Source organism: Bacillus sp. FSL E2-0195, assembly GCF_038003645.1.
GTDB classification, from domain to species: Bacteria; Bacillota; Bacilli; order Bacillales; family Bacillaceae_G; genus Bacillus_A; species Bacillus_A mycoides.
In genome coordinates this window covers 104482-131237 of sequence record NZ_JBBOPN010000001.1, presented here as the reverse complement: position 1 = coordinate 131237, position 26756 = coordinate 104482, and the positions used below count along the sequence as shown (strand labels likewise).

The following is a 26756-nucleotide window of genomic DNA, read 5'->3' as shown; positions in this document are numbered from 1 at the left end:
CTCCCCTCAATTTATCGATTAATTCCGATCTCTCTTTCACAAACTACAGTTTTCATACGAGCAATCGCTTTACGCACTTCACGGATGCGAGTTGGATTCTCTAATTGTCCTGTAGCAAGTTGGAAGCGAAGATTGAACAATTCTTCCTTTAAAGCTTTAACTTTTGTTTCGATTTCGGCAGTGGTTAATTCACGAATATCATTAGTTTTCATTAGATTCACCACCATTTTCTTCACGTTTTACGAACTTACATTTCACAGGTAGTTTGTGAGCTGCAAGACGTAATGCTTCGCGTGCTACCTCTTCAGATACACCCGCGATTTCAAACATAATTTTCCCAGGTTTTACTACTGCTACCCAGCCTTCTGGTGCCCCTTTACCGGAACCCATACGTACTTCTAGAGGTTTTGCAGTGTAAGGTTTAGAAGGGAAAATTTTAATCCATACTTTACCGCCACGTTTCATGTAACGAGTCATTGCACGACGAGCAGCTTCGATTTGACGGTTTGTAATCCATGAAGCAGCTTGTGCTTGTAAACCGAATTCACCGAAAGCAATTTCAGTTCCACCTTTTGCACGACCACGCATTTTACCACGATGCTCTCTACGATATTTTACGCGTTTTGGCATTAACATATTATTTTCCTCCTTCCTCAGAAGCTTTCTTTTTTGTAGGAAGGACTTCTCCACGGTAGATCCATACTTTTACGCCTAATTTACCGTATGTTGTATCAGCTTCAACTGCTGCATAGTCAATATCAGCGCGAAGTGTATGAAGTGGAACAGTTCCTTCACTGTAAGATTCTGCACGAGCGATATCAGCCCCGCCAAGACGACCAGAAACCTGTGTTTTAATACCTTTTGCTCCTGCACGCATAGCACGTTGAATAACTTGCTTTTGTGCACGACGGAATGATACACGGTTTTCTAATTGACGAGCGATGTTTTCGCCCACTAATTTAGCGTTAAGATCAGCTCTCTTAACTTCTAAAATGTTAATGTGTACACGCTTGCCTGTTAATTGGTTAAGAGCTTTACGAAGTGCTTCAACTTCAGTACCACCTTTACCAATTACCATACCAGGTTTTGCAGTGTGAATTGTAACATTTACACGATTTGCTGCACGTTCGATTTCTACTTTAGCAACAGCAGAATCTTTTAAGCGTACAGTAATGTACTCACGGATTTTGATGTCTTCATGTAATAACGTAGCATAATCTTTCTCAGCGAACCAACGAGATTCCCAGTCGCGGATAATACCGACACGAAGACCAATTGGATTAACCTTCTGACCCATCGATTATCCCTCCTTCTTTTCTGATACCACAACTGTGATGTGGCTTGTGCGTTTGTTAATTTGGCTTGCACGACCCATTGCACGTGGACGGAAACGTTTCAACGTTGGACCTTCGTCAACGAAGACTTTTTCAACAACTAGGTTGTTAATATCCATCTCATAATTGTGCTCTGCATTTGCGATTGCAGATTTTAAAACTTTTTCTACAACTGGAGAAGCAGTTTTTGGTGTGTGGTTAAGGATAGCAATCGCTTCACCCACTTGCTTACCTCGGATTAAGTCTACTACTAAACGAACCTTACGAGGAGCAATACGAACTGTTCTCACTACTGCTTTAGCTTGCATTGAAGTGCCTCCTCTCATTATCTTCTAGTTTTCTTATCGTCAGCAAGGTGACCTTTATACGTACGAGTTGGTGCGAATTCACCTAACTTATGGCCAACCATATCCTCAGTGATGTACACAGGTACGTGTTTACGACCATCATATACAGCAATTGTATGTCCGATGAACTGAGGGAAGATTGTTGAACGGCGAGACCAAGTTTTAACAACTTGTTTTTGCTCAGATGCAACTAATTTTTCCATTTTGTTCATTAAGTGATCATCGACAAATGGTCCTTTTTTTAAGCTACGAGCCATTTTGGTGCCTCCCTTCGTGATTGGCGTACGGTTCTTGAAATGAACCGTACTACAATCCCATTATTTTTTACGACGACGAACGATAAATTTATCAGACGCTTTGTTTTTCTTACGAGTCTTGAATCCAAGAGTTGGTTTACCCCATGGAGACATTGGAGACTTACGTCCGATTGGAGAGCGTCCTTCACCACCACCGTGTGGGTGATCAACCGGGTTCATTACAGAACCACGAACTGTTGGGCGCTTACCTAACCAGCGAGAGCGACCTGCTTTACCGATTTTGATAAGTTCGTGTTGTTCGTTACCAACTTGACCGATTGAAGCGCGACAAGCAGATAATACTAAACGTACTTCACCAGAAGTTAAACGTACAAGTACGTATTTTCCTTCTTTACCAAGTACTTGAGCAGATGTACCAGCAGAACGGACTAATTGTCCTCCACGACCAGGCTTAAGCTCGATATTATGAACAACAGTACCTACTGGAATGTTGATTAATGGTAATGCGTTACCGATTTTAATGTCAGCTTCAGGGCCAGACATAACTTCCATACCTACTTCTAAAGTTTTAGGAGCAAGAATGTAACGTTTTTCACCGTCAACGTAGTTAATTAATGCGATATTCGCAGAGCGGTTTGGATCGTATTCGATCGTAGCAACGCGTCCTGGAATTCCATCTTTGTTACGCTTAAAGTCGATGATACGGTATTGACGCTTATGTCCGCCACCTTGATGACGTACAGTAATTTTACCTTGGTTATTACGACCAGCCTTTTTGCTTAAAGGAGCAAGTAAAGACTTTTCTGGTCTGTCGGTCGTGATTTCAGCGAAATCATTCGTAGTCATGTTACGACGACCGTTAGTAGTTGGATTATACTTTTTAATTCCCATCTCAATTTCCCTCCTTCTTTAGTAAGAATTAAACGCCTTGGAAGATTTCGATTTCTTTGCTGTCAGCAGTTAGCTTAACGATTGCTTTACGACGACGGCTAGTAAAACCAGCGTGACGACCAACACGTTTTGCTTTCGGCTTGTAGTTCATGATATTTACTTTGTCTACATTAACACCAAAGATCGCTTCTATAGCGTCTTTAACCTCTGTTTTATTAGATTTAACGTCCACGTCGAACGTGTATTTTTTTTCAGCCATCATTTCCATAGAACGTTCAGTGATAACTGGGCGCTTAATGATATCACGAGGATCTCTCATTATGCAAGCACCTCCTCTACTTTTTCCACTGCCGCTTTTGTCATGATTAGCTTATCATGATGAAGCACATCTAGCACGTTTACGCCATCAGCAGTGATTACTGTTACTCCAGGGATATTGCGAGCAGATAACTCTACAGATTCGTTTGCATCAGCAGTTACGATAAGAGCTTTCTTCTCAACAGTTAATCCTTTAAGTACTGCTACCATGTCTTTTGTTTTTGGTGCATTTAACACTAGGTCCTCAAGAACTACAATGTTGTTCTCAACTACTTTAGTAGCTAATGCAGATTTGATTGCTAAACGACGAACTTTCTTAGGAAGTTTGTACGCATAGCTTCTTGGTGTAGGTCCGAATACCGTACCACCACCACGCCATTGAGGAGAGCGGATAGAACCTTGACGAGCACGTCCAGTTCCTTTTTGACGCCATGGTTTACGACCACCACCACGAACTTCAGAGCGAGTTTTTACTTTGTGTGTACCTTGACGTAAAGATGCACGTTGCATCATTACAGCTTCAAATAGTACAGCTTCATTTGGTTCGATACCGAAAATAGCTTCAGCTAATTCGATTTCACCAACCTGTGAACCAGTTTGGTTATATACAGTAACTTTTGGCATTGGAATTCCTCCTTCCTATTGTGAATTATTTGCTAACCTTCACAGCGCCTTGAACAACTACAAGAGATTTCTTAGCACCTGGAACGTTACCTTTTACTAGTAATAAGTTGCGCTCAGTGTCAACTTGAACGATTTCTAAGTTTTGGATAGTAACTTGGTCTCCACCCATACGTCCAGCAAGTTTTTTGCCTTTGAATACACGGTTCGGAGCAACTGGCCCCATTGAACCTGGACGACGGTGATAGCGAGAACCATGAGACATAGGTCCGCGAGATTGTCCGTGGCGTTTAATAACACCTTGGAAACCTTTACCTTTAGAAATTCCTGTTACGTCAACGATTTCACCTGCAGCGAAAACTTCAACTTTTACCTCTTGACCAACCTCTAATCCGTCCACGTCTGCATCGCGGATTTCGCGAATGAAGCGCTTAGGAGTTGTAGATGCTTTAGCAGTGTGGCCTTGTTCAGGTTTGTTAGTTAACTTTTCACGTTTATCTTCAAATCCTAACTGAATTGCGTTGTAGCCATCAGTTTCAGTTGTTTTCTTTTGAAGAACAACGTTTGGATTAGCAGCGATTACCGTTACTGGGATTAACTCACCGTTCTCAGCAAATACTTGAGTCATACCGATCTTTCTTCCTAAGATTCCTTTGGTCATGAGTTACACCTCCTACATTTTTAAGTTATATGAATTATAGTTTGATTTCGATATCTACACCAGATGGTAAATCTAAACGCATTAATGAATCTACTGTTTGCGGAGTAGGACTCACGATGTCGATTAGACGTTTGTGTGTGCGCATTTCGAATTGTTCACGAGAATCTTTGTACTTATGAACAGCACGAAGAATTGTGTAAATAGTCTTCTCAGTTGGTAATGGGATCGGACCAGAAACTGTTGCCCCAGAACGCTTAGCTGTTTCTACAATTTTCTCAGCTGATTGATCAAGAATACGGTGATCATAAGCTTTTAAACGGATACGAATTTTTTCTTTTGCCATTATTTTCCCTCCTTCGTTCGCCTATTTCTAAAATAGACCTTCTCCATGGAAATTTCCCCACACCATGCCATGGCAAAGCGGCCGGGTGTGTCAGCAACCTTCCACTTCATCGCAGTCAAAGACCAACATTGTCTATTATACAATGTTATTCGTCTAGATGCAAGCATCTTTTTGTTCGCATCTGCTTTTCTCTACTTTTGCTATTATACATGGCACTTTAAAGAATATCAAGTTTTCATCTACCCTTATTCACCTTACAGTTTTTGGGTGTTGTTTTCGTTTTATATACTATAGAAGAAACTCATCCAAAAATAGAAAATACATCTCTTTCTTCTATAGTAATAAGCAATAAAAAAACTCAAGGGAGAATCCCTTGAGTTTTTAATAATCTAATTAAAGACTACTCAGCAACGATTGTAGCAACTACACCGTAACCTACTGTACGTCCACCTTCACGAATAGAGAATTTAGTTCCCTCTTCGATAGCGATTGGAGCGATAAGTTCGATAGTCATTTCGATGTTGTCACCAGGCATTACCATTTCAGTACCTTCTGGTAATTGGATGATACCAGTTACGTCAGTTGTACGGAAGTAGAACTGTGGACGGTAGTTAGCGAAGAATGGAGTATGACGTCCACCTTCTTCTTTAGATAATACGAAAACCTCAGCTTTGAATTTAGCGTGCGCTTTTACAGAGCCAGTTTTAGCAAGAACTTGTCCACGTTGGATGTCTTCACGAGCAACCCCACGAAGTAGAGCACCGATGTTGTCTCCAGCTTGAGCTTGGTCAAGAAGCTTACGGAACATTTCTACACCAGTTACAGTTGTAGTAGCATTCTCTTCAGCAAGACCGATGATTTCTACTACGTCACCAACTTTAACGATTCCACGCTCAACACGACCAGTTGCAACTGTACCACGACCTGTGATAGAGAATACATCCTCGATAGGCATTAAGAATGGTTTGTCAGTTTCACGTTCTGGAGTTGGGATGTAAGCATCAACTTCAGTCATTAATTCGATGATTTTTTCTTCCCACTCAGCTTCTCCTTGAAGAGCTTTAAGAGCAGAACCTTTAATTACAGGAATATCGTCGCCTGGGAATCCGTATTCAGATAATAGGTCGCGAACTTCCATTTCTACTAATTCTAATAATTCTTCGTCATCTACCATGTCGCATTTGTTTAAGAATACAACGATGTAAGGAACACCTACTTGACGAGAAAGAAGGATGTGCTCACGTGTTTGAGGCATTGGACCATCAGCAGCAGATACTACTAAGATACCGCCGTCCATTTGAGCAGCACCAGTGATCATGTTTTTAACATAGTCAGCATGACCTGGGCAGTCAACGTGTGCATAGTGACGAGTTTCAGTTTCGTACTCAACGTGTGCAGTTGAGATTGTGATTCCGCGCTCTCTTTCTTCTGGAGCAGCGTCGATTTGATCGTATCCGCGTGCTTCAGCACCACCAGCTTTTGCAAGAACTGTAGTGATCGCAGCAGTTAATGTAGTTTTACCATGGTCAACGTGGCCGATTGTACCGATGTTAACATGGGGTTTAGAACGTTCGAATTTAGCTTTAGCCATTCTAAATTCCTCCTTAGTTTATATGGGTTATTTTATATTTAGACTAGAAAGTGAAACTTGCGTCTCACTTTCTAAGCTTACATAAGTAGTTATACTTGAACAATCGATAAAAATCAATTATTCACCTTTATTTTTTTTAATAATTTCTTCAGAAACAGACTTCGGTACTTCTTCATAATGATCAAATGTCATTGAGAATGTTCCGCGTCCTTGAGTGTTAGAACGTAATGCCGTTGCATAACCGAACATTTCAGAAAGTGGAACCATAGCGCGAACAACTTGAGCGTTACCGCGAGCTTCCATACCTTCTACACGTCCACGACGAGATGTTACGTCGCCCATAATGTCACCCATGTACTCTTCAGGAATTACAACTTCAACTTTCATCATTGGCTCAAGAATTACTGGGCTACATTTAGAAACCGCAGCTTTAAGCGCCATAGATGCAGCGATTTTGAACGCCATCTCAGATGAATCGACATCATGGTAAGATCCGTCAACTAACGCAGCTTTGATGTCAACTAGTGGATAACCAGCTAGTACACCATTTTTAAGTGAGTCTTCAAGACCCGCTCCAACAGCTGGGATGTATTCACGTGGAACTACACCGCCGACGATTTTGTTTTGGAATTCAAAACCTTTACCTTCTTCATTAGGTTCAAACTCAATCCAAACGTGACCGAATTGTCCACGACCACCAGATTGACGAGCGAACTTACCTTCAACTTTCGCAGCAGCGCGGAAAGTCTCACGGTATGCTACCTGAGGAGCACCAACGTTTGCTTCCACTTTGAATTCACGGCGCATACGGTCAACGATGATATCAAGGTGAAGTTCACCCATACCAGCGATGATTGTTTGGCCAGTTTCTTGGTCAGTGTGAGCACGGAATGTTGGATCTTCTTCAGAAAGCTTAGATAATGCTGTACCCATTTTATCTTGGTCAGCTTTAGATTTTGGTTCGATAGCTACAGAGATAACTGGTTCTGGGAATTCCATAGACTCAAGGATAACAAGGCTCTTCTCGTCACAAAGAGTATCACCAGTAGTAGTATCTTTTAAACCTACAGCAGCAGCGATATCACCAGCGTAAACTGTTGAAATCTCTTCACGGCTGTTAGCGTGCATTTGTAGGATACGACCTACACGCTCACGCTTACCTTTAGTTGAGTTTTTCACGTATGATCCAGAGTTTAACACACCAGAGTACACACGGAAGAACGTTAACTTACCAACATAAGGATCAGTCATGATTTTGAATGCTAAAGCTGCGAATGGTTCTTCATCGCTAGACTTACGCTCGATAGCTTCATCTGTATCCGGAAGAGTACCTTTAATAGCAGGTACATCTAATGGAGATGGTAGGTAGTCGATAACTGCGTCTAACAGAATTTGAACACCTTTATTTTTGAATGCAGAACCACAGATTACTGGGAAGAATTCTACAGAAGTTGTAGCCTTACGGATACCAGCTTTAAGCTCTTCTACAGTGATTTCTTCACCTTCTAGGTACTTCATCATCATTTCTTCATCAAGCTCAGCTACCGCTTCAATAAGTTTTCCACGGTATTCTTCAGCTAATTCTTTATGCTCTTCAGGAATTTCGACACGCTCGATGTCTGTTCCTAAATCGTTAGAGTACATGTAAGCACACTCTTCAACAAGGTCAATGATACCATTGAACTCATCTTCAGCACCGATTGGTAACTGAATTGGATGTGCGTTTGCTTGTAAACGATCGTGGATTGTTCCTACAGAGTATAAGAAATCTGCACCAATCTTATCCATTTTGTTAACGAATACGATACGAGGTACACCATAAGTAGTAGCCTGACGCCAAACAGTTTCTGTTTGTGGTTCTACACCAGATTGTGCATCAAGTACTGCTACTGCGCCATCAAGTACGCGTAAAGAACGTTCTACTTCTACTGTGAAATCTACGTGTCCTGGAGTGTCAATGATATTTACACGGTGACCTTTCCATTGTGCTGTAGTTGCAGCAGAAGTAATTGTGATACCACGTTCTTGCTCTTGCTCCATCCAGTCCATCTGAGATGCACCTTCATGAGTTTCACCGATTTTATGAATACGTCCTGTGTAATACAGAATACGCTCAGTTGCTGTTGTTTTACCAGCATCGATGTGAGCCATGATACCAATATTACGAGTGTTTTCTAAAGAGAACTCTCTAGTCATTTGGTGTCTTGCTCCTTCCATATATGGATTGGATTATTTTATTTTAAGTAGCAAAAAAGCCACTTTATATTGTTACATATGCCAGTGTCCAGTACCCTCATTATGTAAAACGATCGCCCAACGAAAGGGAGAGGCATTCTCCCTCTCCACACTTCCATAAGCGACAAATAAAGCGGTTTATGCTTACAATTTATTTTACGTTGAATCCTACCAACGGTAATGAGCAAATGCTTTGTTAGCTTCTGCCATTTTATGAGTGTCTTCACGTTTCTTAACAGATGCACCAGCGTTGTTAGCTGCATCTAAGATTTCGTAAGCTAGACGCTCTTCCATAGTTTTTTCACCACGAAGACGAGCATAGTTTACTAACCAGCGAAGACCTAAAGTTGTACGGCGTTCTGGACGAACCTCAACTGGAACTTGGTAGTTAGCACCACCAACACGACGAGCGCGTACTTCAAGAACAGGCATGATGTTCTTAAGAGCTTGCTCGAATACTTCCATTGGTTCTTTATCTGAACGTTCACGAACGATATCGAAAGCGTTATAAAGAATTGTTTGAGATTTACCTTTTTTACCGTCAACCATCATTTTGTTGATTAGGCGTGTTACAAGTTTAGAATTGTACATTGGATCTGGTAACACGTCACGTTTCGCAACAGGTCCTTTACGAGGCATATTGAGTTCCTCCTTTCATTATAAGTTTATTATTTTTTAGCAGGTTTTGGTCGCTTAGTACCATATTTAGAACGTCCTTGCATACGTTTGTCAACACCAGCTGTATCAAGCGCACCACGAACGATGTGGTAACGTACCCCTGGTAAATCCTTTACTCGACCACCGCGAATTAATACTACGCTATGCTCTTGTAGGTTATGACCGATACCTAGGATGTAAGCTGTAACTTCAATACCGTTTGTTAAACGTACACGAGCGTATTTACGTAACGCTGAGTTCGGTTTCTTCGGAGTCATTGTACCAACACGAGTACACACACCACGTTTTTGAGGTGCAGAGATATCAGTTGATTTTTTCTTTAAAGAATTAAAACCTTTGTTTAACGCAGGTGATTTAGACTTCCATACTTTATCAGTACGACCATTTCTCACTAATTGGTTAATAGTAGGCATTTGATTATCCTCCCTTCGCATGTTTGTATGACCACATATCCAGGTGGTTCATTATTAGTTGAAAACAAAGTTTTTGCAAGGAAGAGCAAATGCTCTCTCCTCACAAAAACAGTTTTAACTTATTATTCCTATTGCTGAAGCTCCCACTTGAATCCCCGAAACTTTTCCAAGCTTACGAACTGATTCAACTTTGGTTATGGGTATGTTATGTTGCAAGGCAGTACGAATGATAACATGGGTTAACCGCACATCAGCATCTTCCGCAATAACAACTTCTTTAACTATACCATTTTTGATTGCTTCCAATGTTCGTTTATGACCAACGACTACATTTTCAGCATTTGACACTTTTTGATAAGACATTTAAATATCCTCCAAAGCATCGTTCAGGAGCAACCTTGATTATAGTAACATTTTGTCTCATACAATGTCAACTAGGATCAGCTGTTTTTATACAAAATTTACGACGGAAAATTTTACTGTTCCACATAAACTTCATCGTTTTCTACATTCATGTTATCTTGTGTTGTTTTTACAAGATCCACTTTGCGATAACGATTCATACCTGTTCCAGCAGGAACAAGCTTACCGATAATAACATTCTCTTTCAATCCTAGAAGCTCATCGCGTTTACCCTTAATTGCTGCATCTGTTAGAACACGAGTTGTTTCTTGGAATGACGCCGCAGATAAGAACGAATCTGTCTCAAGTGAAGCTTTTGTAATACCAAGTAGAACCGGTCTAGCCGTTGCTGGTTGTTTACCTTTCAGTAACACCTTCGCATTCGCATCAGTAAACTGATGGATATCTAGTAATGTTCCTGGTAATACATCTGTTTCACCCGCATCACTTACACGAACTTTACGTAGCATTTGACGTACCATTACTTCTACGTGTTTGTCACCAATTTCTACCCCTTGCATACGGTATACTTTTTGAACTTCACGTAATAAGTATTCTTGAACTGCTGTAATGTCCGTTACTTTTAGTAATTCCTTCGGATCAATAGAACCTTCTGTTAACTCTTTACCGTGGCTAATTGGCTGTCCTAGAGTTACTTTCAGACGAGCACCGTAAGGAATAGCATACGTACGAGCTTCAACTTCACCCTGTACAACTACTTCTTGGCGATCTTTAACATCGTTGATCGCTGCGATAACACCGTCAATTTCACTGATAACTGCCTGACCCTTCGGATTACGAGCTTCGAAGATCTCTTGGATACGAGGTAAACCTTGTGTGATATCATCCCCGGCAACCCCACCTGTATGGAACGTACGCATCGTTAACTGTGTACCTGGCTCACCGATAGATTGAGCTGCGATAATACCTACCGCTTCTCCTACTTCTACGTCTGTACCAGTTGCTAAGTTACGACCGTAACACTTCTTACATACACCATGGCGAGTATTACACGTAAACGCTGAACGAATGTTTACAGTTTCAACACCCGACTTTTCAACGATATGAGCAATATCTTCAGTAATTAATTGATTTTCAACAACTAATACTTCACCTGTTTCAGGATGTTTTACAGTTTTTCTTGCAAAACGTCCAACAAGACGATCATATAGTGACTCAATAACTTCATTACCCTCTTTAATCGCACCAATTAGTAAACCGCGATCTGTTCCACAATCATCTTGACGAACAATTACATCTTGTGCAACGTCTACAAGACGACGTGTTAAGTAACCAGAATCGGCAGTTTTAAGTGCTGTATCGGCAAGACCTTTACGCGCACCATGCGTAGAGATGAAGTACTCAAGTACTGTTAAACCTTCACGGAAACTCGATTTGATCGGAAGCTCAATGATACGACCAGATGGATTGGCCATCAGACCACGCATACCAGCAAGCTGAGTAAAGTTCGATGCGTTACCACGGGCACCGGAATCACTCATCATGAAGATTGGGTTGCGTTTATTCAAGGATTTCATCAGCTTTCCTTGGATAACATCTTTTGCATTACTCCAAATAGAGATAACACGATCGTAACGTTCTTCTTCCGTGATTAAACCGCGACGGAATTGTTTAATTACATTATCTACTTTTGCTTGTGCTTCATGGAGAATTTCATCTTTTTCACCTAATACAAGAATATCTGATACCCCAACTGTAATACCAGCTTTTGTAGAGTATTTAAATCCTAAGTTTTTCATACGGTCAAGCATGCGAGACGTTTCTGTAATTTGGAAACGTTTGAATACTTCCGCAATAATATTACCAAGGATTTTCTTGCTAAATGGTGCCACTTCTTCGCGACTAGCAATAATTTCTTTAATGTTCGCACCTTTTTCAACGAAATATTCCGCTGGTGTTTCTTTTTCAAGGTTTGAGTTTGTTGGTTCATTAATATAAGGGAACGACTCTGGTAAGATTTCGTTAAATATTAATTTACCAACTGTTGTTAATAGAAGCTTACTCTTTTGCTCTTCAGTAAACGTTACATTATTTACCGAACTCGCAGCAACTGCAACACGTGTGTGCAGATGTACATATCCATTTTGGTATGCAAGTATTGCTTCGTTTGCATCTTTGAAGACCATACCTTCACCGATTGCACCCTCGCGCTCAAGTGTTAAGTAATAGTTACCTAATACCATATCCTGAGATGGAGTAACAACTGGTTTTCCGTCTTTTGGATTCAAGATGTTTTGTGCCGCTAACATAAGGATACGAGCTTCTGCTTGTGCCTCTGATGATAACGGAACGTGAACCGCCATTTGGTCACCGTCAAAGTCCGCGTTGTATGCAGTACATACAAGTGGGTGAAGACGGATTGCACGACCTTCTACTAGTGTAGGTTCAAACGCCTGGATACCAAGACGGTGAAGTGTTGGTGCGCGGTTTAGAAGTACTGGATGCTCTTTAATCACAGATTCTAAAACGTCCCAAACTTCAGGGTGTACACGCTCGATTTTACGTTTAGCACTCTTAATGTTGTGTGCTAATCCTTTTCCAACTAACTCTTTCATAACGAAAGGTTTAAACAATTCAAGTGCCATTTCTTTCGGCAATCCACATTGGTACATCTTTAAGTTCGGTCCTACGACGATTACAGAACGGCCAGAGTAGTCAACACGTTTACCTAATAAGTTTTGACGGAAACGTCCTTGTTTACCTTTAAGCATGTGAGATAGTGATTTTAATGGACGGTTACCTGGTCCAGTAACTGGACGGCCACGGCGACCATTATCGATTAATGCGTCTACAGCTTCTTGTAACATACGTTTTTCGTTTTGAACGATAATGCTTGGCGCACCTAAGTCCAATAGACGTTTTAAACGGTTGTTACGGTTAATTACACGACGATATAAGTCGTTTAAGTCAGAAGTAGCAAAACGTCCACCATCTAACTGTACCATCGGGCGTAGTTCTGGTGGGATAACTGGAAGAACCTCTAAGATCATCCAAGATGGGTGATTTCCAGAGTTACGGAATGCTTCTAATACTTCTAGACGTTTAATAGCACGAGTACGGCGTTGTCCTTGTGCTGTTTTTAATTCTTCTTTTAAGAAGTCTACTTCTTTATCTAAATCGATGTCTTGCAGTAATTTTTTAATCGCTTCTGCACCCATAGCAGCATGGAATGTACTGCCATATCGATCACGATATGCACGGTATTCTTTTTCAGAAAGTAATTGCTTCTTATCAAGTGGTGTATCTCCACTTTCTGTTACAACATAAGAAGCGAAATAAATTACTTCTTCAAGCGCGCGAGGGGACATGTCTAAGACAAGTCCCATGCGGCTCGGGATACCTTTGAAATACCAAATATGAGATACAGGAGCAGCTAATTCGATATGACCCATACGTTCACGACGAACTTTTGCACGCGTTACTTCAACGCCACATCGATCACAAACTACACCTTTATAACGTACACGTTTATATTTCCCGCAATGACATTCCCAGTCCTTTTGTGGTCCGAAAATACGCTCACAGAACAAGCCATCTTTTTCAGGCTTTAACGTACGATAGTTAATTGTTTCTGGTTTCTTAACTTCACCGTATGACCAAGAACGAATCTTGTCAGGTGAAGCAAGTCCAATCTTCATATATTCAAAGTTATTTACATCTATCAAGGGGCCTACCTCCCTTTTAGTCTACAGGTTATCCCAATTATTCCTTAGTTGTCTCAACTTCAACATTCAATTTATCTGCTGATTGATGATCATCGTCATCTTCCGTATCACGCATTTCAATTTCTGTATCGTTGATAGACATCATTTTAACGTCCATACCTAAACTTTGCAGTTCTTTAATCAATACTTTGAATGATTCAGGAACGCCTGGTTCTGGAACATTTTCACCTTTAACAATTGCTTCATACGTCTTAACACGTCCAATAACATCATCAGACTTCACTGTTAAGATTTCTTGAAGAGTATAAGCAGCACCATAAGCTTCAAGTGCCCAAACCTCCATCTCACCGAAACGCTGTCCACCGAACTGAGCTTTACCTCCAAGAGGTTGCTGCGTTACAAGTGAGTATGGTCCAGTAGAACGAGCATGAAGTTTATCGTCAACCATGTGCGCAAGTTTGATCATATACATGACACCAACAGATACACGGTTATCGAATGGCTCACCAGTACGTCCGTCATACAGGATTGTTTTCGCGTCATTTGCCATACCAGCTTCTTCAATTGTGCCCCATACATCTTCCTCACGAGCACCATCGAATACCGGTGTTGCAATGTGAATACCAAGGTATCTTGCTGCCATACCAAGATGAAGCTCTAATACCTGACCGATATTCATACGAGATGGTACCCCTAATGGGTTTAACATGATATCGATTGGCGTACCATCTGGTAAGTAAGGCATATCTTCTTCCGGTAAAATACGGGAGATAACACCTTTGTTACCATGACGACCGGCCATTTTGTCACCTTCAGAAATTTTACGCTTTTGAACGATATATGCACGTACAAGTTGATTCACGCCTGGTGGCAATTCATCGCCATCTTCACGGTTAAACACTTTTACGTCTAAGATAATACCGCCACCACCGTGTGGTACACGTAGTGATGTATCACGTACTTCACGTGCTTTTTCACCGAAGATTGCATGTAATAGACGTTCTTCTGCCGTTAATTCTGTTACACCTTTTGGCGTTACTTTACCAACAAGTAGATCTCCATCTTTTACTTCAGCACCGACGCGAATAATACCGCGCTCGTCAAGATTACGAAGTGCATCTTCTCCAACATTCGGGATATCACGTGTAATTTCTTCTGGTCCAAGCTTCGTATCACGAGCTTCTGATTCATATTCTTCAATATGGATAGAAGTGTACACATCATCTTTTACAAGGCGCTCACTCATGATGATCGCATCCTCATAGTTATAACCGTCCCATGTCATAAAGCCAACAAGCACGTTACGTCCAAGCGCCAGTTCACCTAGTTCCATAGAAGGACCATCCGCAAGGATTTCACCTTTTACAACTTGGTCTCCAACACTTACGATTGGACGTTGGTTGTAGCAAGTTCCTTGGTTAGAACGAATGAATTTTTGCATTTTGTAGCGATCTAAGTCGCCTTTTACTGTTTGACCGTCAACGTCTACATAGCGACGTACCCAAACTTCACGTGCTTCTACGCGCTCAACAACACCAGGCTGTTTACAGATTACTGCAGCACCTGAGTCTTTTGCTGATACGTACTCCATACCTGTACCTACAATCGGAGATTCCGGATTTATTAACGGAACCGCCTGACGTTGCATGTTCGCTCCCATAAGTGCGCGGTTAGAGTCATCGTTTTCTAAGAACGGAATACAAGCTGTCGCTGCCGACACTACTTGTTTTGGAGATACATCCATGTAGTCGATGCGTTCTTTATTTGTGACAATGTTTTCACCACGGAAACGAGCTACGATATCTTCATCAAGGAATTCCCCTACTTCAGATAATTTCATATTCGCTTGGGCTACAACATAGTTATCTTCTTCATCTGCTGTTAAATAATCAACCTGCCCTGTTACAAGACCAGTTTCTGGGTCAACACGACGGTATGGCGTTTCAATGAAACCAAACTCATTTACTTTCGCAAACGAAGATAATGAGTTAATCAAACCGATGTTTGGTCCCTCTGGTGTTTCAATTGGACACATACGACCATAGTGAGAGTAGTGAACGTCACGTACTTCAAAGCCTGCGCGCTCACGCGTTAAACCACCGGGTCCTAATGCAGATAGTCTTCGTTTGTGAGTTAACTCTGCTAATGGGTTTGTTTGATCCATGAACTGAGATAACTGAGAACTTCCGAAGAACTCTTTAATAGATGCAATAACCGGGCGAATGTTAATTAACGCTTGTGGTGTAATTGCATTTGTATCTTGAATCGACATTCTCTCACGAACAACACGTTCCATACGAGAAAGACCGATACGGAATTGGTTTTGTAGTAACTCTCCTACAGAACGCAGACGACGATTTCCTAAGTGGTCAATATCATCTGTATCCCCTACTTTATATAGCAAGTTAAAGAAGTAGCTAATAGAAGCAAGAATATCACCTGGTGTGATGTGTTTTATATCACGAGTAATATTTGCATTCCCAATTACGTTTATAGATCGTTCGCCTTCTGATTCTGGAGCATAAATCTTAATAGATTGCAGCTCAACATCACCTGCTACCACTCCACCCATTGGTTTCGCTGTTTTGAATCCAATGTTTTTCTCTAAGTAAGGTAGAATGCGATCCAGTGTACGACGATCTAAGACTGTTCCTTCTGCCGCTAAAATTTCACCAGTTTCTGGATCCACCAGTGTTTCAGCTAAACGTTGGTTAAACAATCTGTTTTTAATGTGTAGCTTTTTGTTGATCTTATAGCGACCTACATTTGCTAAATCGTAGCGCTTCGGATCAAAGAAACGAGACACAAGTAAGCTCTTTGCATTTTCTACTGTTGGTGGTTCACCAGGGCGTAGACGCTCATAAATTTCAAGCAATGCCTTCTCAGTGCTATCTGTGTTGTCTTTTTCTAACGTATTGCTTAAGTATTCGTTATCACCTAAAAGCTCGGTGATTTCTTGATCAGAGCCAAACCCTAATGCGCGTAACAAAACAGTTACAGGAAGTTTACGCGTACGGTCAATACGCACATATACAACATCCTTAGCATCTGTTTCATACTCTAACCAAGCTCCGCGGTTTGGAATTACAGTAGCAGTAAAACCACGTTTTCCGTTTTTATCCACTTTGCCACTATAGTATACGCTTGGAGAGCGAACTAACTGGGAAACGATAACACGTTCTGCACCGTTAATTACGAATGTTCCAGTCTCTGTCATGAGTGGGAAATCTCCCATGAACACATCTTGTTCTTTTACTTCACCAGTTTCCTTGTTGATTAGACGCACTTTTACACGAAGTGGTGCTGCATACGTCACATCACGCTCTTTGCATTCTTCTACAGAGTATTTAGGTTCACCCAAGCTGTAGTCGATAAATTCAAGCGATAGATTTCCCGTAAAGTCTTCGATCGGAGAAATGTCTTGGAACATTTCTCGCAAACCCTCATCAAGAAACCACTGATAAGAAGAGGTTTGAATTTCGATAAGATTTGGTAACTCTAATACTTCACTAATACGGGCATAACTTCTTCGTTGGCGGTGGCGTCCGTATTGAACTAGTTGACCTGTCAACTGCTTCACCCCTCAAATCATGAGTATTATAAATGCACAAAAAAATTTGTGCAAAATCACAAATAAATACAACTACTGCTATTAGCGTAGTTTTTTTCTCTTAAAGATAGATACGTTGAGTCTTTCTACCTGCTCAAAAAAGAAAAATGGCTTCTATAAGAAAACCATCATTCTGTTTCATAATCTGCTGATTTTACTATCTTTTCCAAGAGAAGCAAAAATATACATCTTTCTCAACGCAGAAAATCATATATTGGCATTGTATAATGTTAACATAGCCAAAAATAACCGTCAACGCTTTTTTGATTTTATGATATAATATCCTTTTTTCTTTTCTACAACTTCAACTTCAGAAAATACTTCTTCTAGTTTTTTCATCGCAGATGGCGCACCTTGTTTCTTTTGAATAACAATCCACAATTCTCCACCTGAAACTAAATACTCCACAGCCTTTTCTAAAATCTCATGCACGATATCTTTACCAGCACGAATTGGAGGATTAGATAGAATAACAGCATACTTGCCATCTACATTTTCATAGACACTACTTTGCAAAATACGTATATTTTCAATTCTGTTATTAGCGGCATTTTCTTTTGCAAGTCCCAAGGCCCTTTCATTCACATCCACCATGTGAATTTCACGATTTTGAAACTCTTTCGCTAACGACAAACCGATTGGACCGTACCCACATCCTACGTCTAACACATTACCTTTAACATCTGGCATTTGAAACGCTTCAATTAAAAGACGAGAACCAAAGTCCACTTCGTTTTTCGAGAACACCCCATGGTCAGATAAAAAAGTAAATCGAGATTCACGAAGTGTAACTTCCCATCGTTTACGATCACTTTTACTAGAAGGGTCGTTAGAAAAATAATGGTCTGCCATATGGCCACCTCTTTTCTTTACAGTTAAAAAAAAAGCTCGCATAAGAGCGAGCTTTTTTTAAAGCACCAAAAGTTAATTACTTAACTTCTACAGCAGCGCCAACTTCTTCAAGTTTAGCTTTCATTTCTTCAGCTTCCTCTTTAGTAACGCCTTCTTTGATTGCTTTTGGAGTGTTGTCAACTAATTCTTTAGCTTCTTTTAAGCCAAGACCAGTGATTTCACGTACAGCTTTGATAACTTTGATTTTTTGAGCGCCAGCACTTGCAAGTACTACGTCAAATTCAGTTTGCTCAGCAGCAGCTTCACCAGCGCCACCAGCTACAGCTACAGGAGCAGCAGCAGTTACGCCGAATTCTTCCTCGATAGCTTTTACTAAGTCGTTAAGTTCTAATACAGTCATAGATTTAACTGCTTCAATGATTTGTTCTTTAGTCATTGTAAATATCCTCCCTTAAATAGGTTTGTATTGTTTTATAGATAACAAGTAATTATCTTTTAAAAAATTAAGCGCCTTGCTCTTCCTTTTGATCTGCAACTGCTTTAGTAGCAAGTGCAAGGTTACGGATTGGAGCTTGAAGAACGCTAAGAAGCATAGAAAGTAAGCCTTCACGTGATGGAAGAGTAGCGATAGCTTTAACCTCATCAAGTGTTACAAGTTTACCTTCGATTACGCCCGCTTTAATTTCTAAAGCTTCATGATTTTTAGCGAAGTCGTTTAATACTTTCGCAGGAGCAACTACATCCTCGTTACTGAACGCGATTGCGTTTGGTCCTGTTAAGAATTCGTTTAACTCAGCCATTTCAGCAGACTCTGCAGCACGACGAGTTAAAGAGTTTTTGTAAACTTTGAACTCAACGCCAGCTTCACGTAAGTTTTTACGTAATTCTGTTGCTTCAGAAACTGTTAAACCACGGTAGTCAACAACAATTGTAGATTTACTCGCGCGAAGTTTTTCAGCGATTTCAGTTACAACTTGTTGTTTAGTTTCGATTACTTTGCTCATGTTATTACACCTCCTGTAGATTATATAGAAGATGTACCGAAAGTGCACTAAAAACCTCCATGCCCAACTTGTAGACATGGAGGCATATAGTCACAGAAAAAAGATTCCGCTTCGTATATTAACACCTAGGTAGGAAATTAAGTCGAATCGACTCCTACTGTCTACGGTACACTATTAAAATTCACAACATAAATGATTATATTAAAACTTCTTTATGAAGTCAACTTCCAATTTTTACGCAAGTGTAGAAACGTCTACGCGTACGCCAGGTCCCATTGTAGAAGCAACAGTTGCGTTCTTCATGTAAGTACCTTTTGCAGCAGCTGGCTTAGCTTTTTGTAGCGTGTCAGCAATTGTTTTGAAGTTTTCTACTAATTTAGCATCTTCGAAAGATACTTTACCGATTGGAACGTGGATGTTACCAGCTTTATCAACGCGGTATTCAACTTTACCAGCTTTGATTTCGTTAACAGCTTTAGTTACATCGAAAGTAACTGTTCCAGTTTTAGGGTTTGGCATTAAACCTTTAGGTCCTAATACACGACCAAGTTTACCAACTTCACCCATCATGTCAGGAGTTGCTACTACTACATCGAAATCGAACCAACCTTTTTGGATTTTACCGATGTAATCAGCATCGCCTACGAATTCAGCGCCAGCAGCTTCAGCTTCTTTTGCTTTTTCGCCTTTAGCGAATACTAATACACGTTGTACTTTACCAGTACCGTGTGGAAGAACAACTGCACCACGAATTTGTTGGTCAGCTTTCTTAGGGTCAACACCTAAACGGAATGCAGCTTCTACAGTTGCATCAAATTTAGCTGTGTTTGTTTTCTTTACTAATTCTACTGCTTCTGTTGCAGAGTAAGCAGATGCACGATCAACAAGCTTCGCAGCTTCAACGTACTTTTTACCTCTTTTAGCCATGTTTGTTTCCTCCTTGAATGTGGTTTTAGCGGAATAACCTCCCACGTTTACGCCTTCATTCCGGGAACCCCCGAGGATGTGCGCCCATCCATTTATTTAAAAATGATGATCATTTACGATAATAAAGGTTGCGAATTGGAATTCCAGACCCGCAACCTTTTTTACAAAAAACAAATCGAATTAGTCTTCGATAACGATGCCCATACTGCGCGCAGTACCTTCAACCATACGCATTGCAGCTTCTACGCTAGCAGCGTTTAGGTCAGGCATTTTAGTTTCAGCGATTTCGCGTACTTTATCACGCTTAACAGTTGCCACTTTATTACGGTTTGGTTCACCAGAACCAGACTCAATACCAGCTACTTTCTTAAGAAGAACAGCAGCAGGAGGAGTTTTAGTAATGAAAGTGAATGAACGGTCTTCAAATACCGTAATTTCAACAGGGATGATAAGACCAGCTTGATCAGCTGTACGAGCGTTAAACTCTTTACAGAAGCCCATGATGTTAACACCTGCTTGTCCTAATGCTGGACCAACCGGCGGAGCTGGATTAGCTTTACCTGCAGGAATCTGAAGTTTTACCATTTTAATTACCTTTTTAGCCACGAGACACACCTCCTTAAGTCCGTGATGTGGTCAATTGGGCAGTGATTTGCCCTCCCACTTCATATTTTATCATAATGATAAAATCTTTTTCAAAAAACGTCTCCGTTACCGAAGACGTACTGACTTAAAAGATATTATCACTTTTTACAATTCATTTCAAGTTTCATTTTATAATTTTTCAATTTGATGGAAATCAAGTTCAACCGGAGTCTCGCGACCGAACATGTCTACAAGCACGCTAACTTTTTTCTTTTCCACATCAATTTCTTCAATCGCACCTGTATAATCCGCGAATGGCCCCTCATTTACACGCACTGTTTCATGAAGTTCAAATTCGAAATCAACCACTTCATTGTCCATTCCCATATGCTTCATGATGGTAACAACTTCCTCTTCTAATAGAGGCGATGGTTTAGATCCTGAACCAGAAGAACCGACAAAGCCTGTTACACCTGGCGTATTACGAACAACATACCAAGAATCGTCAGTCATGATTAGTTCTACTAATACGTAACCTGGGAACACTTTTCTTTTCGTTATTTTTTCTTTACCATTTTTCATTTCTACTTCTACTTCTTCCGGGACAACAACACGGAAAATTTTATCTTGCATACCCATTGATTCTACACGTTTCTCTAGGTTTGCTTTTACTTTATTTTCATATCCAGAATAAGTATGGACAACATACCAACTTTTTTCCATTCATTTAGGACGAGCGTCCTTCCCTCCCTGACGTACATTTTTTTGCGCAAATGAAAAAACCCGTTCACCGGGCTTTTACACAGTTCTTATAAATAACATTATATCATGGATAAGTGCTTCTTATTCAAGAATTAACCAAGAATTAACCGAATTAAAGAAGAAATGCCCATATCAACCACTGCGAAGAAAATCGCAAAGAACACAACTGTCGCGATAACAGTCGTTGTTGATCGGAGTAATTCATCTTTTTTAGGCCAACTTACTTTTTTCATTTCGCGACCTACATCGCCGAAAAAGTTCGTTAAACGCATCTACGGGACCTCCAGTTTATTATTTCAATTATTTATTTTGTTTCTTTGTGAACTGTATGCTTATTGCATGTTTTACAAAACTTCTTTATCTCAAGTCGCTCTACTGAGCTCGTATCTTTCATCGTAGAGTAGTTTCGATTTTTACACTCTTCACATGAGAGTACAACTTTTTTCCTCATTAGTTACACCAACCTTGTAACATTGTCCCTAAAAATGTATCATACAACAAAAGACAATGTCAATGTCATGACTTTCACTCTCTTAACAAAAAGAAAACAGGTGAATTATTTTACACCTGCGGCACTTGCTATGAATTTAAAGTTGTGCTCTCTCTCATCTCCATATATCTTTCTAATTTCCTTTTTACACGCTGCAATGCGTTATCAATAGATTTCACGTGCCTGTTTAACTGTTCTGAAATTTCTTGATAGGAACGACCATCTAAGTATAAAGAGAGCACTTTTCTTTCTAAATCGCTTAATAATTCAGATATTTTAGATTCTATGTCTGTATATTCTTCCTGACTTATAATCATCTCTTCTGGATCAGTTACTTTCGATTCCGAAATAACATCTAATAATGTTCGATCAGATTCCTCATCGTAAATTGGCTTGTCTAAGGACACATACGAATTTAACGGAATATGTTTTTGCCTTGTTGCTGTTTTAATAGCGGTAATAATTTGTCGAGTGATACACAGTTCAGCAAATGCTTTGAACGAAGACAGCTTGTCCCCTTTATAATCACGAATAGCTTTAAACAATCCAATCATGCCTTCTTGAACAATATCTTCTCGATCGGCACCCACTAAGAAATAAGATCTTGATTTCGCGCGAACAAAGTTCTTATATTTGTGAATTAAATATTCTAGAGCGTCAGTATTACCTTTTCGAACTAACTCAACGATTGCCTCATCCTCTAAATCACGAAATGTAACGTCGCCTACACTTACGAAGCCTGCTTCCACCCTGATCCCTCCGACCGCTATATATTTAGCAATATTATACAGTAAAAAGATAAAGAGCGTCAATGCTTCAACGCTCTCCTCTTCTTAATTTTTCTAATTTTTCTGTAATATCTTCACTAAATATCTTTCGCATGGCGGGTTGCTTTTCTTTCGTGTCTTTTGTACACCTTCTTACTTGTTGTTCCATCGCTTGCACTTCTAACTCTAATTCACGCGCTGATTTTCGAAGTGCACCTTGCGCAAATATAATCCATTGCTCCGTATAATCCGAAGTTGCAACGTATATTTGTGTATTTATATTTCTAAGCTCAATCGCAAGTTGTTCTATCTTTTCATCTGCAGTTTGATTTTTTCTCGTGAATATTACTTCCACCCGTGATTGTTTCATCTTTTTTTCAATACCATAGACTGTATAGGCATCAAAGACAATCATTACCTTTGTGCCTGTATAGCCTTGATAATCCGCCATCTTATCAATAAGTGCGTCTCTTGATGACTGTAAATCTACATCCCGCAGTTTCTTCAAGTCTCCCCAAGCCCCGATAATGTTGTAACCGTCAACGATTAAAATATCGTTCATTTTTTATTTACCAATTTCGTGACGTTTACGATATACCTCATACATTAACAAACTTGCGGCTACTGAAGCATTTAAGGATGTAACTTTACCGACCATCGGTAAAGTAATTAGGAAATCACACTTTTCACCAATAATACGACTCATACCTTTTCCTTCACTACCAATTACTAGTCCGATTGGCATATTACCATCTAAATTACGGTAATCTGTTTTCCCTTTGGCATCTGTACCAGCAATCCAAAGTCCACGTTCTTTTAATTCATCAATTGTACGCGATAAGTTTGTTACACGTGCAACAGGAATATATTCAATTGCCCCAGTCGACGCTTTCGCAACTGACGCTGTAAGCCCCACCGCTCTTCTTTTTGGAATAATAACCCCATGAGCCCCTGTTGCATCCGCAGTACGCATAATAGAGCCTAAGTTATGTGGGTCTTCAATTTCATCTAAAATTAAGAAGAACGGATCTTCATTGCGTTTTTCTGCTAATTTAAACAAATCCTCTAACTCAGCATATTGATATGCAGCTACTTGAGCAATTACACCTTGATGATTACCCTCAACCAATTGATCTAATTTCTTCTTTGGTGCGTGTTGCAAGATAACCTTATTCTCTTTTGCTAATGCTAGTACAATTTGCACTTGTCCTTTGGCAGCACCTTCCGCTACCAAAATTTTATTAATATCTCGCCCCGCTCTTAAAGCTTCAATTACAGGGTTACGTCCGATAATATATTCACTACTCATGATGATGTGCTCCCTTCCTTTTCTTCCAAAACGTCAATCGCCTTATATACAATCTCGTCCAATCTTTCACGATTATTCGACAAGTGATGATAACCGATTAGCGCTTCAAAGGCTGTACTGTGTCGATATGTTTGTACATCTGTATTTTTTGGAACAGTACCCGAATTCGCATTACGCCCTCTTCTTAATACCGCCTCTTCCTCTTCTGTCAAAAATGCCGTTTCTAATAAATGATAAACAACTTTCGCCTGTGCTTTTGCCGAAACAAAGCTCGTCCCTAAGCGATGTAATTGATTAGGGCGAACTTTCCCCTTTTGAAGGAGGTGATAGCGGATATATTGCTCATATACCGCATCACCCATATATGCTAAAGCTAAGCTGTTTAATTGCTTTGCATCAATCATTCTTATCCTCTTTTCCATCTTGTACCTTGAGCGGTATCTTCTAAAATAATATTACGTCCTTTTAAATCATCGCGAATTTGATCAGATAGTGCGAAGTCACGATTTTGACGAGCTTCAATACGCTTTTGGATTAGTGCTTCAATTTCTTCATCAAGCAACTCTTCTTGCGCTAATTCTAATCCTAAAATACTAAATAATGTTTCAAGTTGTTTTACATACGCTTCAATTACAACTTTAGAAGTATGTTCTTCTAACAAATATTGATTTGCGTGATTTGCTACGTTATATAATTCAGTAATCGCATTAGCCGTATTGAAATCATCATCCATCGCTTCTTCGAATGCAACCTGGAACTTTTCCATTTCAGCTAACCATTTTTCATTATGATCCGTTAAATCCGTACTACTTTCCATACGATGCTTTAAGTTACCATAAGCTGTTTTAATTCTTTCTAGTCCATTATTAGTACTTTGCAATAAATCCTCGCTAAAGTTAATTGGGTGACGGTAATGTACCGATAGCATAAAGAACCTGATTAACTGTGGATCATATTGTTTAATGATATCGTGAACTAAAATGAAGTTTCCAAGCGACTTAGACATCTTCTCGTTATTAATATTAATATATCCGTTATGCATCCAATAACGTGCAAATGTTTTTCCTGTCAACGCCTCAGACTGCGCAATTTCATTTTCATGATGAGGAAACGCTAAATCTTGACCACCAGCATGAATATCAATTGTATCCCCTAAATATTTACGCGCCATTGCTGAGCATTCAATATGCCACCCTGGGCGTCCTTTCCCCCAAGGGCTTTCCCAGAAGATTTCTCCTTCTTTCGCAGCTTTCCATAAAGCAAAATCAAGAGGGTCTTGTTTCTTTTCTCCTACTTCAATACGTGCACCGTGACGTAAGTCTGCAATCGGTTGATGTGATAATTTACCGTAACCTTCGAATTCTTTCGTTTTAAAGTACACATCACCTTCTGATTCATATGCATACCCTTTATTCACAAGTTCTTGAATAAATTCAATAATGATATCCATATTTTCCGTTACACGTGGATGAACCGTTGCATGTTTGCAACCTAGTGCCGTTACATCTTCAAAGTAAGCTTCAACAAAACGATCTGCAATTGTTGGCACATCTTCACCTAATTCGTTTGCCGCCTTAATTAATTTATCATCCACGTCAGTAAAGTTAGATACATACTGCACATCATATCCTTTATATTCTAAGTAACGGCGTACTGTATCAAACACCATAGGTGGTCTTGCATTCCCAATGTGAATGTAGTTATACACTGTAGGTCCGCACACATACATCTTTACCTTATTTTCTTCTAATGGCATAAACTCTTCTTTTTGACGCGTTAACGTATTATAAATGTGAATAGTCATTTTTATCCTTCCTTCCTACCTTTACTTCGAGTTGCTTTCTCAATTTATCAAGTTCTACTTCCATAACCTTTAATTTATCAAAAATCGGATCCGGAAGATCAGAATGATTTAATTCTTGACCAATCTTTACTCCATTTTGAATAACGACTCGGCCAGGTATACCTACAACTGTAGAATGCGCAGGAACTTCCTTTAACACGACAGATCCTGCTCCAATTTTAGAATTCTCTCCAATAGTAATAGAACCTAGTACTTTAGCACCTGTTGCAATTAATACATTATCCTGAATTGTAGGGTGCCTCTTTCCTTTTTCTTTACCTGTACCACCTAATGTGACACCTTGATAAATTGTTACGTTTTCGCCAATTTCACACGTTTCTCCAATTACAACCCCCATTCCATGATCAATGAAAAAACGACGACCAATAGTTGCTCCTGGATGAATCTCAATGCCAGTAAAAAAACGACTAACTTGCGAAATCCAACGTGCCATAAAGAAAAAATCCCTTTTATAAAAAGCATGTGCAATTCGATGGGCCCAAACTGCATGTAATCCAGAGTAAGTTAAAATGACTTCGAAATAACTTCTTGCCGCTGGATCCTGTTCAAAAACGACTTCAATATCTTCCCGAAGCCTCTTAAACATCGATGTTCCCTCCCCTTTATGGGCTGCTTTTTTCGAGTGAACTAACTCCCCACTTCCCCCTAAATCTTTATACAAGGGGATAAAACTTATACTCACACCATTTACATGGTATAAAAAAAAGACGCCTCTGTCATATAGACAGAGACGCCTTTTAAGCGCGGTTCCACTCTGTTTAGGCTAAAGAAGCCTCAAACTCATTCATGATAACGGTTTACACCGCTTC

31 protein-coding genes and 2 other annotated features (1 of these 33 running past the window's edge) are annotated in these 26756 nt (G+C 40.0%); all 31 genes read right to left on the bottom strand.

Annotated features, from left to right (window positions below; translation table 11 throughout):
- Nucleotides 1-11: 11 nt before the first annotated feature.
- The 31 genes from rpmC to cysE all read right to left on the bottom strand — a co-directional run bounded on the left by rpmC (nt 12) and on the right by cysE (nt 26533).
- The gene (rpmC, locus tag MHH59_RS00710; RefSeq protein WP_002091523.1) at nt 12-212 is read right to left on the bottom strand and encodes a 50S ribosomal protein L29; all 201 of its coding nucleotides are present in this window, start codon (nt 210-212) and stop codon (nt 12-14) included.
- Complete coding sequence (rplP, locus tag MHH59_RS00705) at nt 202-636, bottom strand: 50S ribosomal protein L16 (protein WP_000928969.1); 435 nt, start codon at nt 634-636, stop codon at nt 202-204. The genes rpmC and rplP overlap by 11 nt, the downstream gene beginning before the upstream one ends.
- A gap of 1 nt (nt 637) precedes the next feature.
- Entirely contained in the window at nt 638-1297 is a 660-nt protein-coding gene (gene rpsC, locus MHH59_RS00700; RefSeq protein WP_002009771.1) for a 30S ribosomal protein S3, read from the bottom strand.
- A gap of 3 nt (nt 1298-1300) precedes the next feature.
- The gene (gene rplV / locus MHH59_RS00695) at nt 1301-1642 is read right to left on the bottom strand and encodes a 50S ribosomal protein L22 (protein WP_002009773.1); all 342 of its coding nucleotides are present in this window, start codon (nt 1640-1642) and stop codon (nt 1301-1303) included.
- A 17-nt stretch (nt 1643-1659) separates the two neighbouring features.
- Nucleotides 1660-1938, bottom strand: a complete 279-nt coding sequence (gene rpsS / locus MHH59_RS00690; protein WP_000124452.1) for a 30S ribosomal protein S19 — start codon at nt 1936-1938, stop codon at nt 1660-1662.
- 60 nt (nt 1939-1998) lie between these two features.
- A complete protein-coding gene (gene rplB / locus MHH59_RS00685) occupies nt 1999-2829 on the bottom strand; it encodes a 50S ribosomal protein L2 (RefSeq protein WP_000511584.1) in 831 nt (276 codons plus the stop codon).
- A gap of 28 nt (nt 2830-2857) precedes the next feature.
- Complete coding sequence (gene rplW / locus MHH59_RS00680; protein WP_001205557.1) at nt 2858-3148, bottom strand: 50S ribosomal protein L23; 291 nt, start codon at nt 3146-3148, stop codon at nt 2858-2860.
- On the bottom strand, nt 3148-3771 hold the full coding sequence (rplD, locus tag MHH59_RS00675; protein ID WP_001127261.1) for a 50S ribosomal protein L4: 624 nt from the start codon (nt 3769-3771) through the stop codon (nt 3148-3150). Before rplD ends, rplW begins: the two co-directional genes overlap by 1 nt.
- A 25-nt stretch (nt 3772-3796) precedes the next feature.
- Nucleotides 3797-4429: a 50S ribosomal protein L3 gene (gene rplC / locus MHH59_RS00670; RefSeq protein ID WP_000160209.1), complete on the bottom strand. Its 633-nt coding sequence runs from the start codon at nt 4427-4429 to the stop codon at nt 3797-3799.
- A 34-nt stretch (nt 4430-4463) separates the two neighbouring features.
- Nucleotides 4464-4772 carry a 30S ribosomal protein S10 gene (gene rpsJ, locus MHH59_RS00665; protein WP_001040595.1) on the bottom strand — a complete coding sequence of 103 codons (309 nt, stop codon included), beginning with the start codon at nt 4770-4772 and terminating at the stop codon, nt 4464-4466.
- Between the two features lie 400 nt (nt 4773-5172).
- Nucleotides 5173-6363 carry an elongation factor Tu gene (gene tuf, locus MHH59_RS00660; protein WP_002009778.1) on the bottom strand — a complete coding sequence of 397 codons (1191 nt, stop codon included), beginning with the start codon at nt 6361-6363 and terminating at the stop codon, nt 5173-5175.
- A 117-nt stretch (nt 6364-6480) separates the two neighbouring features.
- The gene (gene fusA, locus MHH59_RS00655; RefSeq protein ID WP_002169326.1) at nt 6481-8559 is read right to left on the bottom strand and encodes an elongation factor G; all 2079 of its coding nucleotides are present in this window, start codon (nt 8557-8559) and stop codon (nt 6481-6483) included.
- 207 nt (nt 8560-8766) lie between these two features.
- Nucleotides 8767-9237 carry a 30S ribosomal protein S7 gene (rpsG, locus tag MHH59_RS00650; RefSeq protein WP_001137492.1) on the bottom strand — a complete coding sequence of 157 codons (471 nt, stop codon included), beginning with the start codon at nt 9235-9237 and terminating at the stop codon, nt 8767-8769.
- Nucleotides 9238-9266: 29 nt separating this feature from the next.
- Nucleotides 9267-9689 (bottom strand): 30S ribosomal protein S12, encoded by a 423-nt coding sequence (gene rpsL, locus MHH59_RS00645; protein ID WP_340850751.1) that lies wholly within the window; start codon nt 9687-9689, stop codon nt 9267-9269.
- A 114-nt stretch (nt 9690-9803) separates the two neighbouring features.
- A complete protein-coding gene (locus tag MHH59_RS00640) occupies nt 9804-10052 on the bottom strand; it encodes a 50S ribosomal protein L7ae-like protein (protein ID WP_000121833.1) in 249 nt (82 codons plus the stop codon).
- 113 nt (nt 10053-10165) lie between these two features.
- On the bottom strand, nt 10166-13777 hold the full coding sequence (gene rpoC, locus MHH59_RS00635; RefSeq protein ID WP_002009783.1) for a DNA-directed RNA polymerase subunit beta': 3612 nt from the start codon (nt 13775-13777) through the stop codon (nt 10166-10168).
- 37 nt (nt 13778-13814) lie between these two features.
- Nucleotides 13815-17348 (bottom strand): DNA-directed RNA polymerase subunit beta, encoded by a 3534-nt coding sequence (gene rpoB, locus MHH59_RS00630; protein WP_002113316.1) that lies wholly within the window; start codon nt 17346-17348, stop codon nt 13815-13817.
- Nucleotides 17349-17639: 291 nt separating this feature from the next.
- Nucleotides 17640-18239, bottom strand: coding sequence for a class I SAM-dependent methyltransferase (locus tag MHH59_RS00625; RefSeq protein ID WP_002124684.1), 600 nt, complete (start codon nt 18237-18239; stop codon nt 17640-17642).
- 76 nt (nt 18240-18315) lie between these two features.
- Entirely contained in the window at nt 18316-18675 is a 360-nt protein-coding gene (rplL, locus tag MHH59_RS00620; RefSeq protein ID WP_002009788.1) for a 50S ribosomal protein L7/L12, read from the bottom strand.
- A 67-nt stretch (nt 18676-18742) separates the two neighbouring features.
- Entirely contained in the window at nt 18743-19243 is a 501-nt protein-coding gene (gene rplJ / locus MHH59_RS00615; protein WP_002009790.1) for a 50S ribosomal protein L10, read from the bottom strand.
- A 39-nt stretch (nt 19244-19282) separates the two neighbouring features.
- Nucleotides 19283-19428: a sequence feature (ribosomal protein L10 leader region), on the bottom strand.
- A 49-nt stretch (nt 19429-19477) separates the two neighbouring features.
- On the bottom strand, nt 19478-20170 hold the full coding sequence (gene rplA / locus MHH59_RS00610) for a 50S ribosomal protein L1 (protein WP_002009792.1): 693 nt from the start codon (nt 20168-20170) through the stop codon (nt 19478-19480).
- A gap of 180 nt (nt 20171-20350) precedes the next feature.
- Nucleotides 20351-20776, bottom strand: coding sequence for a 50S ribosomal protein L11 (gene rplK, locus MHH59_RS00605; RefSeq protein WP_001085872.1), 426 nt, complete (start codon nt 20774-20776; stop codon nt 20351-20353).
- A gap of 168 nt (nt 20777-20944) precedes the next feature.
- Nucleotides 20945-21478, bottom strand: a complete 534-nt coding sequence (nusG, locus tag MHH59_RS00600; RefSeq protein ID WP_002009795.1) for a transcription termination/antitermination protein NusG — start codon at nt 21476-21478, stop codon at nt 20945-20947.
- 131 nt (nt 21479-21609) lie between these two features.
- A complete protein-coding gene (secE, locus tag MHH59_RS00595) occupies nt 21610-21789 on the bottom strand; it encodes a preprotein translocase subunit SecE (protein WP_002009797.1) in 180 nt (59 codons plus the stop codon).
- Nucleotides 21790-21821: 32 nt separating this feature from the next.
- Nucleotides 21822-21968 (bottom strand): 50S ribosomal protein L33, encoded by a 147-nt coding sequence (gene rpmG, locus MHH59_RS00590; protein WP_012260172.1) that lies wholly within the window; start codon nt 21966-21968, stop codon nt 21822-21824.
- Between the two features lie 128 nt (nt 21969-22096).
- A complete protein-coding gene (locus tag MHH59_RS00585) occupies nt 22097-22756 on the bottom strand; it encodes an RNA polymerase sporulation sigma factor SigH (protein WP_002009799.1) in 660 nt (219 codons plus the stop codon).
- Between the two features lie 67 nt (nt 22757-22823).
- A complete protein-coding gene (locus MHH59_RS00580) occupies nt 22824-23336 on the bottom strand; it encodes an NYN domain-containing protein (protein WP_002009801.1) in 513 nt (170 codons plus the stop codon).
- 3 nt (nt 23337-23339) lie between these two features.
- Nucleotides 23340-24083 carry a 23S rRNA (guanosine(2251)-2'-O)-methyltransferase RlmB gene (gene rlmB, locus MHH59_RS00575; RefSeq protein ID WP_002091503.1) on the bottom strand — a complete coding sequence of 248 codons (744 nt, stop codon included), beginning with the start codon at nt 24081-24083 and terminating at the stop codon, nt 23340-23342.
- On the bottom strand, nt 24080-24487 hold the full coding sequence (locus tag MHH59_RS00570) for a Mini-ribonuclease 3 (protein ID WP_340850750.1): 408 nt from the start codon (nt 24485-24487) through the stop codon (nt 24080-24082). Before MHH59_RS00570 ends, rlmB begins: the two co-directional genes overlap by 4 nt.
- 2 nt (nt 24488-24489) lie before the next feature.
- Nucleotides 24490-25887, bottom strand: a complete 1398-nt coding sequence (gene cysS, locus MHH59_RS00565; protein WP_002091500.1) for a cysteine--tRNA ligase — start codon at nt 25885-25887, stop codon at nt 24490-24492.
- The gene (cysE, locus tag MHH59_RS00560; protein WP_002169329.1) at nt 25868-26533 is read right to left on the bottom strand and encodes a serine O-acetyltransferase; all 666 of its coding nucleotides are present in this window, start codon (nt 26531-26533) and stop codon (nt 25868-25870) included. Before cysE ends, cysS begins: the two co-directional genes overlap by 20 nt.
- 137 nt (nt 26534-26670) lie before the next feature.
- Nucleotides 26671-26756 (bottom strand) — a binding site (T-box leader); it runs 160 nt beyond the window's last position.

Excerpts from the sequence above, each read along its gene's own strand:
- rpmC (WP_002091523.1), bottom strand. The coding sequence starts at position 212 with ATGAAAACTAATGATATTCGTGAATTAACCACTGCCGAAATCGAAACA.
- rplP (WP_000928969.1), bottom strand. The coding sequence starts at position 636 with ATGTTAATGCCAAAACGCGTAAAATATCGTAGAGAGCATCGTGGTAAA.
- rpsC (WP_002009771.1), bottom strand. The coding sequence starts at position 1,297 with ATGGGTCAGAAGGTTAATCCAATTGGTCTTCGTGTCGGTATTATCCGC.
- rplV (WP_002009773.1), bottom strand. The coding sequence starts at position 1,642 with ATGCAAGCTAAAGCAGTAGTGAGAACAGTTCGTATTGCTCCTCGTAAG.
- rpsS (WP_000124452.1), bottom strand. The coding sequence starts at position 1,938 with ATGGCTCGTAGCTTAAAAAAAGGACCATTTGTCGATGATCACTTAATG.
- rplB (WP_000511584.1), bottom strand. The coding sequence starts at position 2,829 with ATGGGAATTAAAAAGTATAATCCAACTACTAACGGTCGTCGTAACATG.
- rplW (WP_001205557.1), bottom strand. The coding sequence starts at position 3,148 with ATGAGAGATCCTCGTGATATCATTAAGCGCCCAGTTATCACTGAACGT.
- rplD (WP_001127261.1), bottom strand. The coding sequence starts at position 3,771 with ATGCCAAAAGTTACTGTATATAACCAAACTGGTTCACAGGTTGGTGAA.
- rplC (WP_000160209.1), bottom strand. The coding sequence starts at position 4,429 with ATGACCAAAGGAATCTTAGGAAGAAAGATCGGTATGACTCAAGTATTT.
- rpsJ (WP_001040595.1), bottom strand. The coding sequence starts at position 4,772 with ATGGCAAAAGAAAAAATTCGTATCCGTTTAAAAGCTTATGATCACCGT.
- tuf (WP_002009778.1), bottom strand. The coding sequence starts at position 6,363 with ATGGCTAAAGCTAAATTCGAACGTTCTAAACCCCATGTTAACATCGGT.
- fusA (WP_002169326.1), bottom strand. The coding sequence starts at position 8,559 with ATGACTAGAGAGTTCTCTTTAGAAAACACTCGTAATATTGGTATCATG.
- rpsG (WP_001137492.1), bottom strand. The coding sequence starts at position 9,237 with ATGCCTCGTAAAGGACCTGTTGCGAAACGTGACGTGTTACCAGATCCA.
- rpsL (WP_340850751.1), bottom strand. The coding sequence starts at position 9,689 with ATGCCTACTATTAACCAATTAGTGAGAAATGGTCGTACTGATAAAGTA.
- MHH59_RS00640 (WP_000121833.1), bottom strand. The coding sequence starts at position 10,052 with ATGTCTTATCAAAAAGTGTCAAATGCTGAAAATGTAGTCGTTGGTCAT.
- MHH59_RS00625 (WP_002124684.1), bottom strand. The coding sequence starts at position 18,239 with ATGGCAGACCATTATTTTTCTAACGACCCTTCTAGTAAAAGTGATCGT.
- rplL (WP_002009788.1), bottom strand. The coding sequence starts at position 18,675 with ATGACTAAAGAACAAATCATTGAAGCAGTTAAATCTATGACTGTATTA.
- rplJ (WP_002009790.1), bottom strand. The coding sequence starts at position 19,243 with ATGAGCAAAGTAATCGAAACTAAACAACAAGTTGTAACTGAAATCGCT.
- rplA (WP_002009792.1), bottom strand. The coding sequence starts at position 20,170 with ATGGCTAAAAGAGGTAAAAAGTACGTTGAAGCTGCGAAGCTTGTTGAT.
- nusG (WP_002009795.1), bottom strand. The coding sequence starts at position 21,478 with ATGGAAAAAAGTTGGTATGTTGTCCATACTTATTCTGGATATGAAAAT.
- secE (WP_002009797.1), bottom strand. The coding sequence starts at position 21,789 with ATGCGTTTAACGAACTTTTTCGGCGATGTAGGTCGCGAAATGAAAAAA.
- rpmG (WP_012260172.1), bottom strand. The coding sequence starts at position 21,968 with ATGAGGAAAAAAGTTGTACTCTCATGTGAAGAGTGTAAAAATCGAAAC.
- MHH59_RS00580 (WP_002009801.1), bottom strand. The coding sequence starts at position 23,336 with ATGAACGATATTTTAATCGTTGACGGTTACAACATTATCGGGGCTTGG.
- rlmB (WP_002091503.1), bottom strand. The coding sequence starts at position 24,083 with ATGAGTAGTGAATATATTATCGGACGTAACCCTGTAATTGAAGCTTTA.
- MHH59_RS00570 (WP_340850750.1), bottom strand. The coding sequence starts at position 24,487 with ATGATTGATGCAAAGCAATTAAACAGCTTAGCTTTAGCATATATGGGT.
- cysS (WP_002091500.1), bottom strand. The coding sequence starts at position 25,887 with ATGACTATTCACATTTATAATACGTTAACGCGTCAAAAAGAAGAGTTT.
- cysE (WP_002169329.1), bottom strand. The coding sequence starts at position 26,533 with ATGTTTAAGAGGCTTCGGGAAGATATTGAAGTCGTTTTTGAACAGGAT.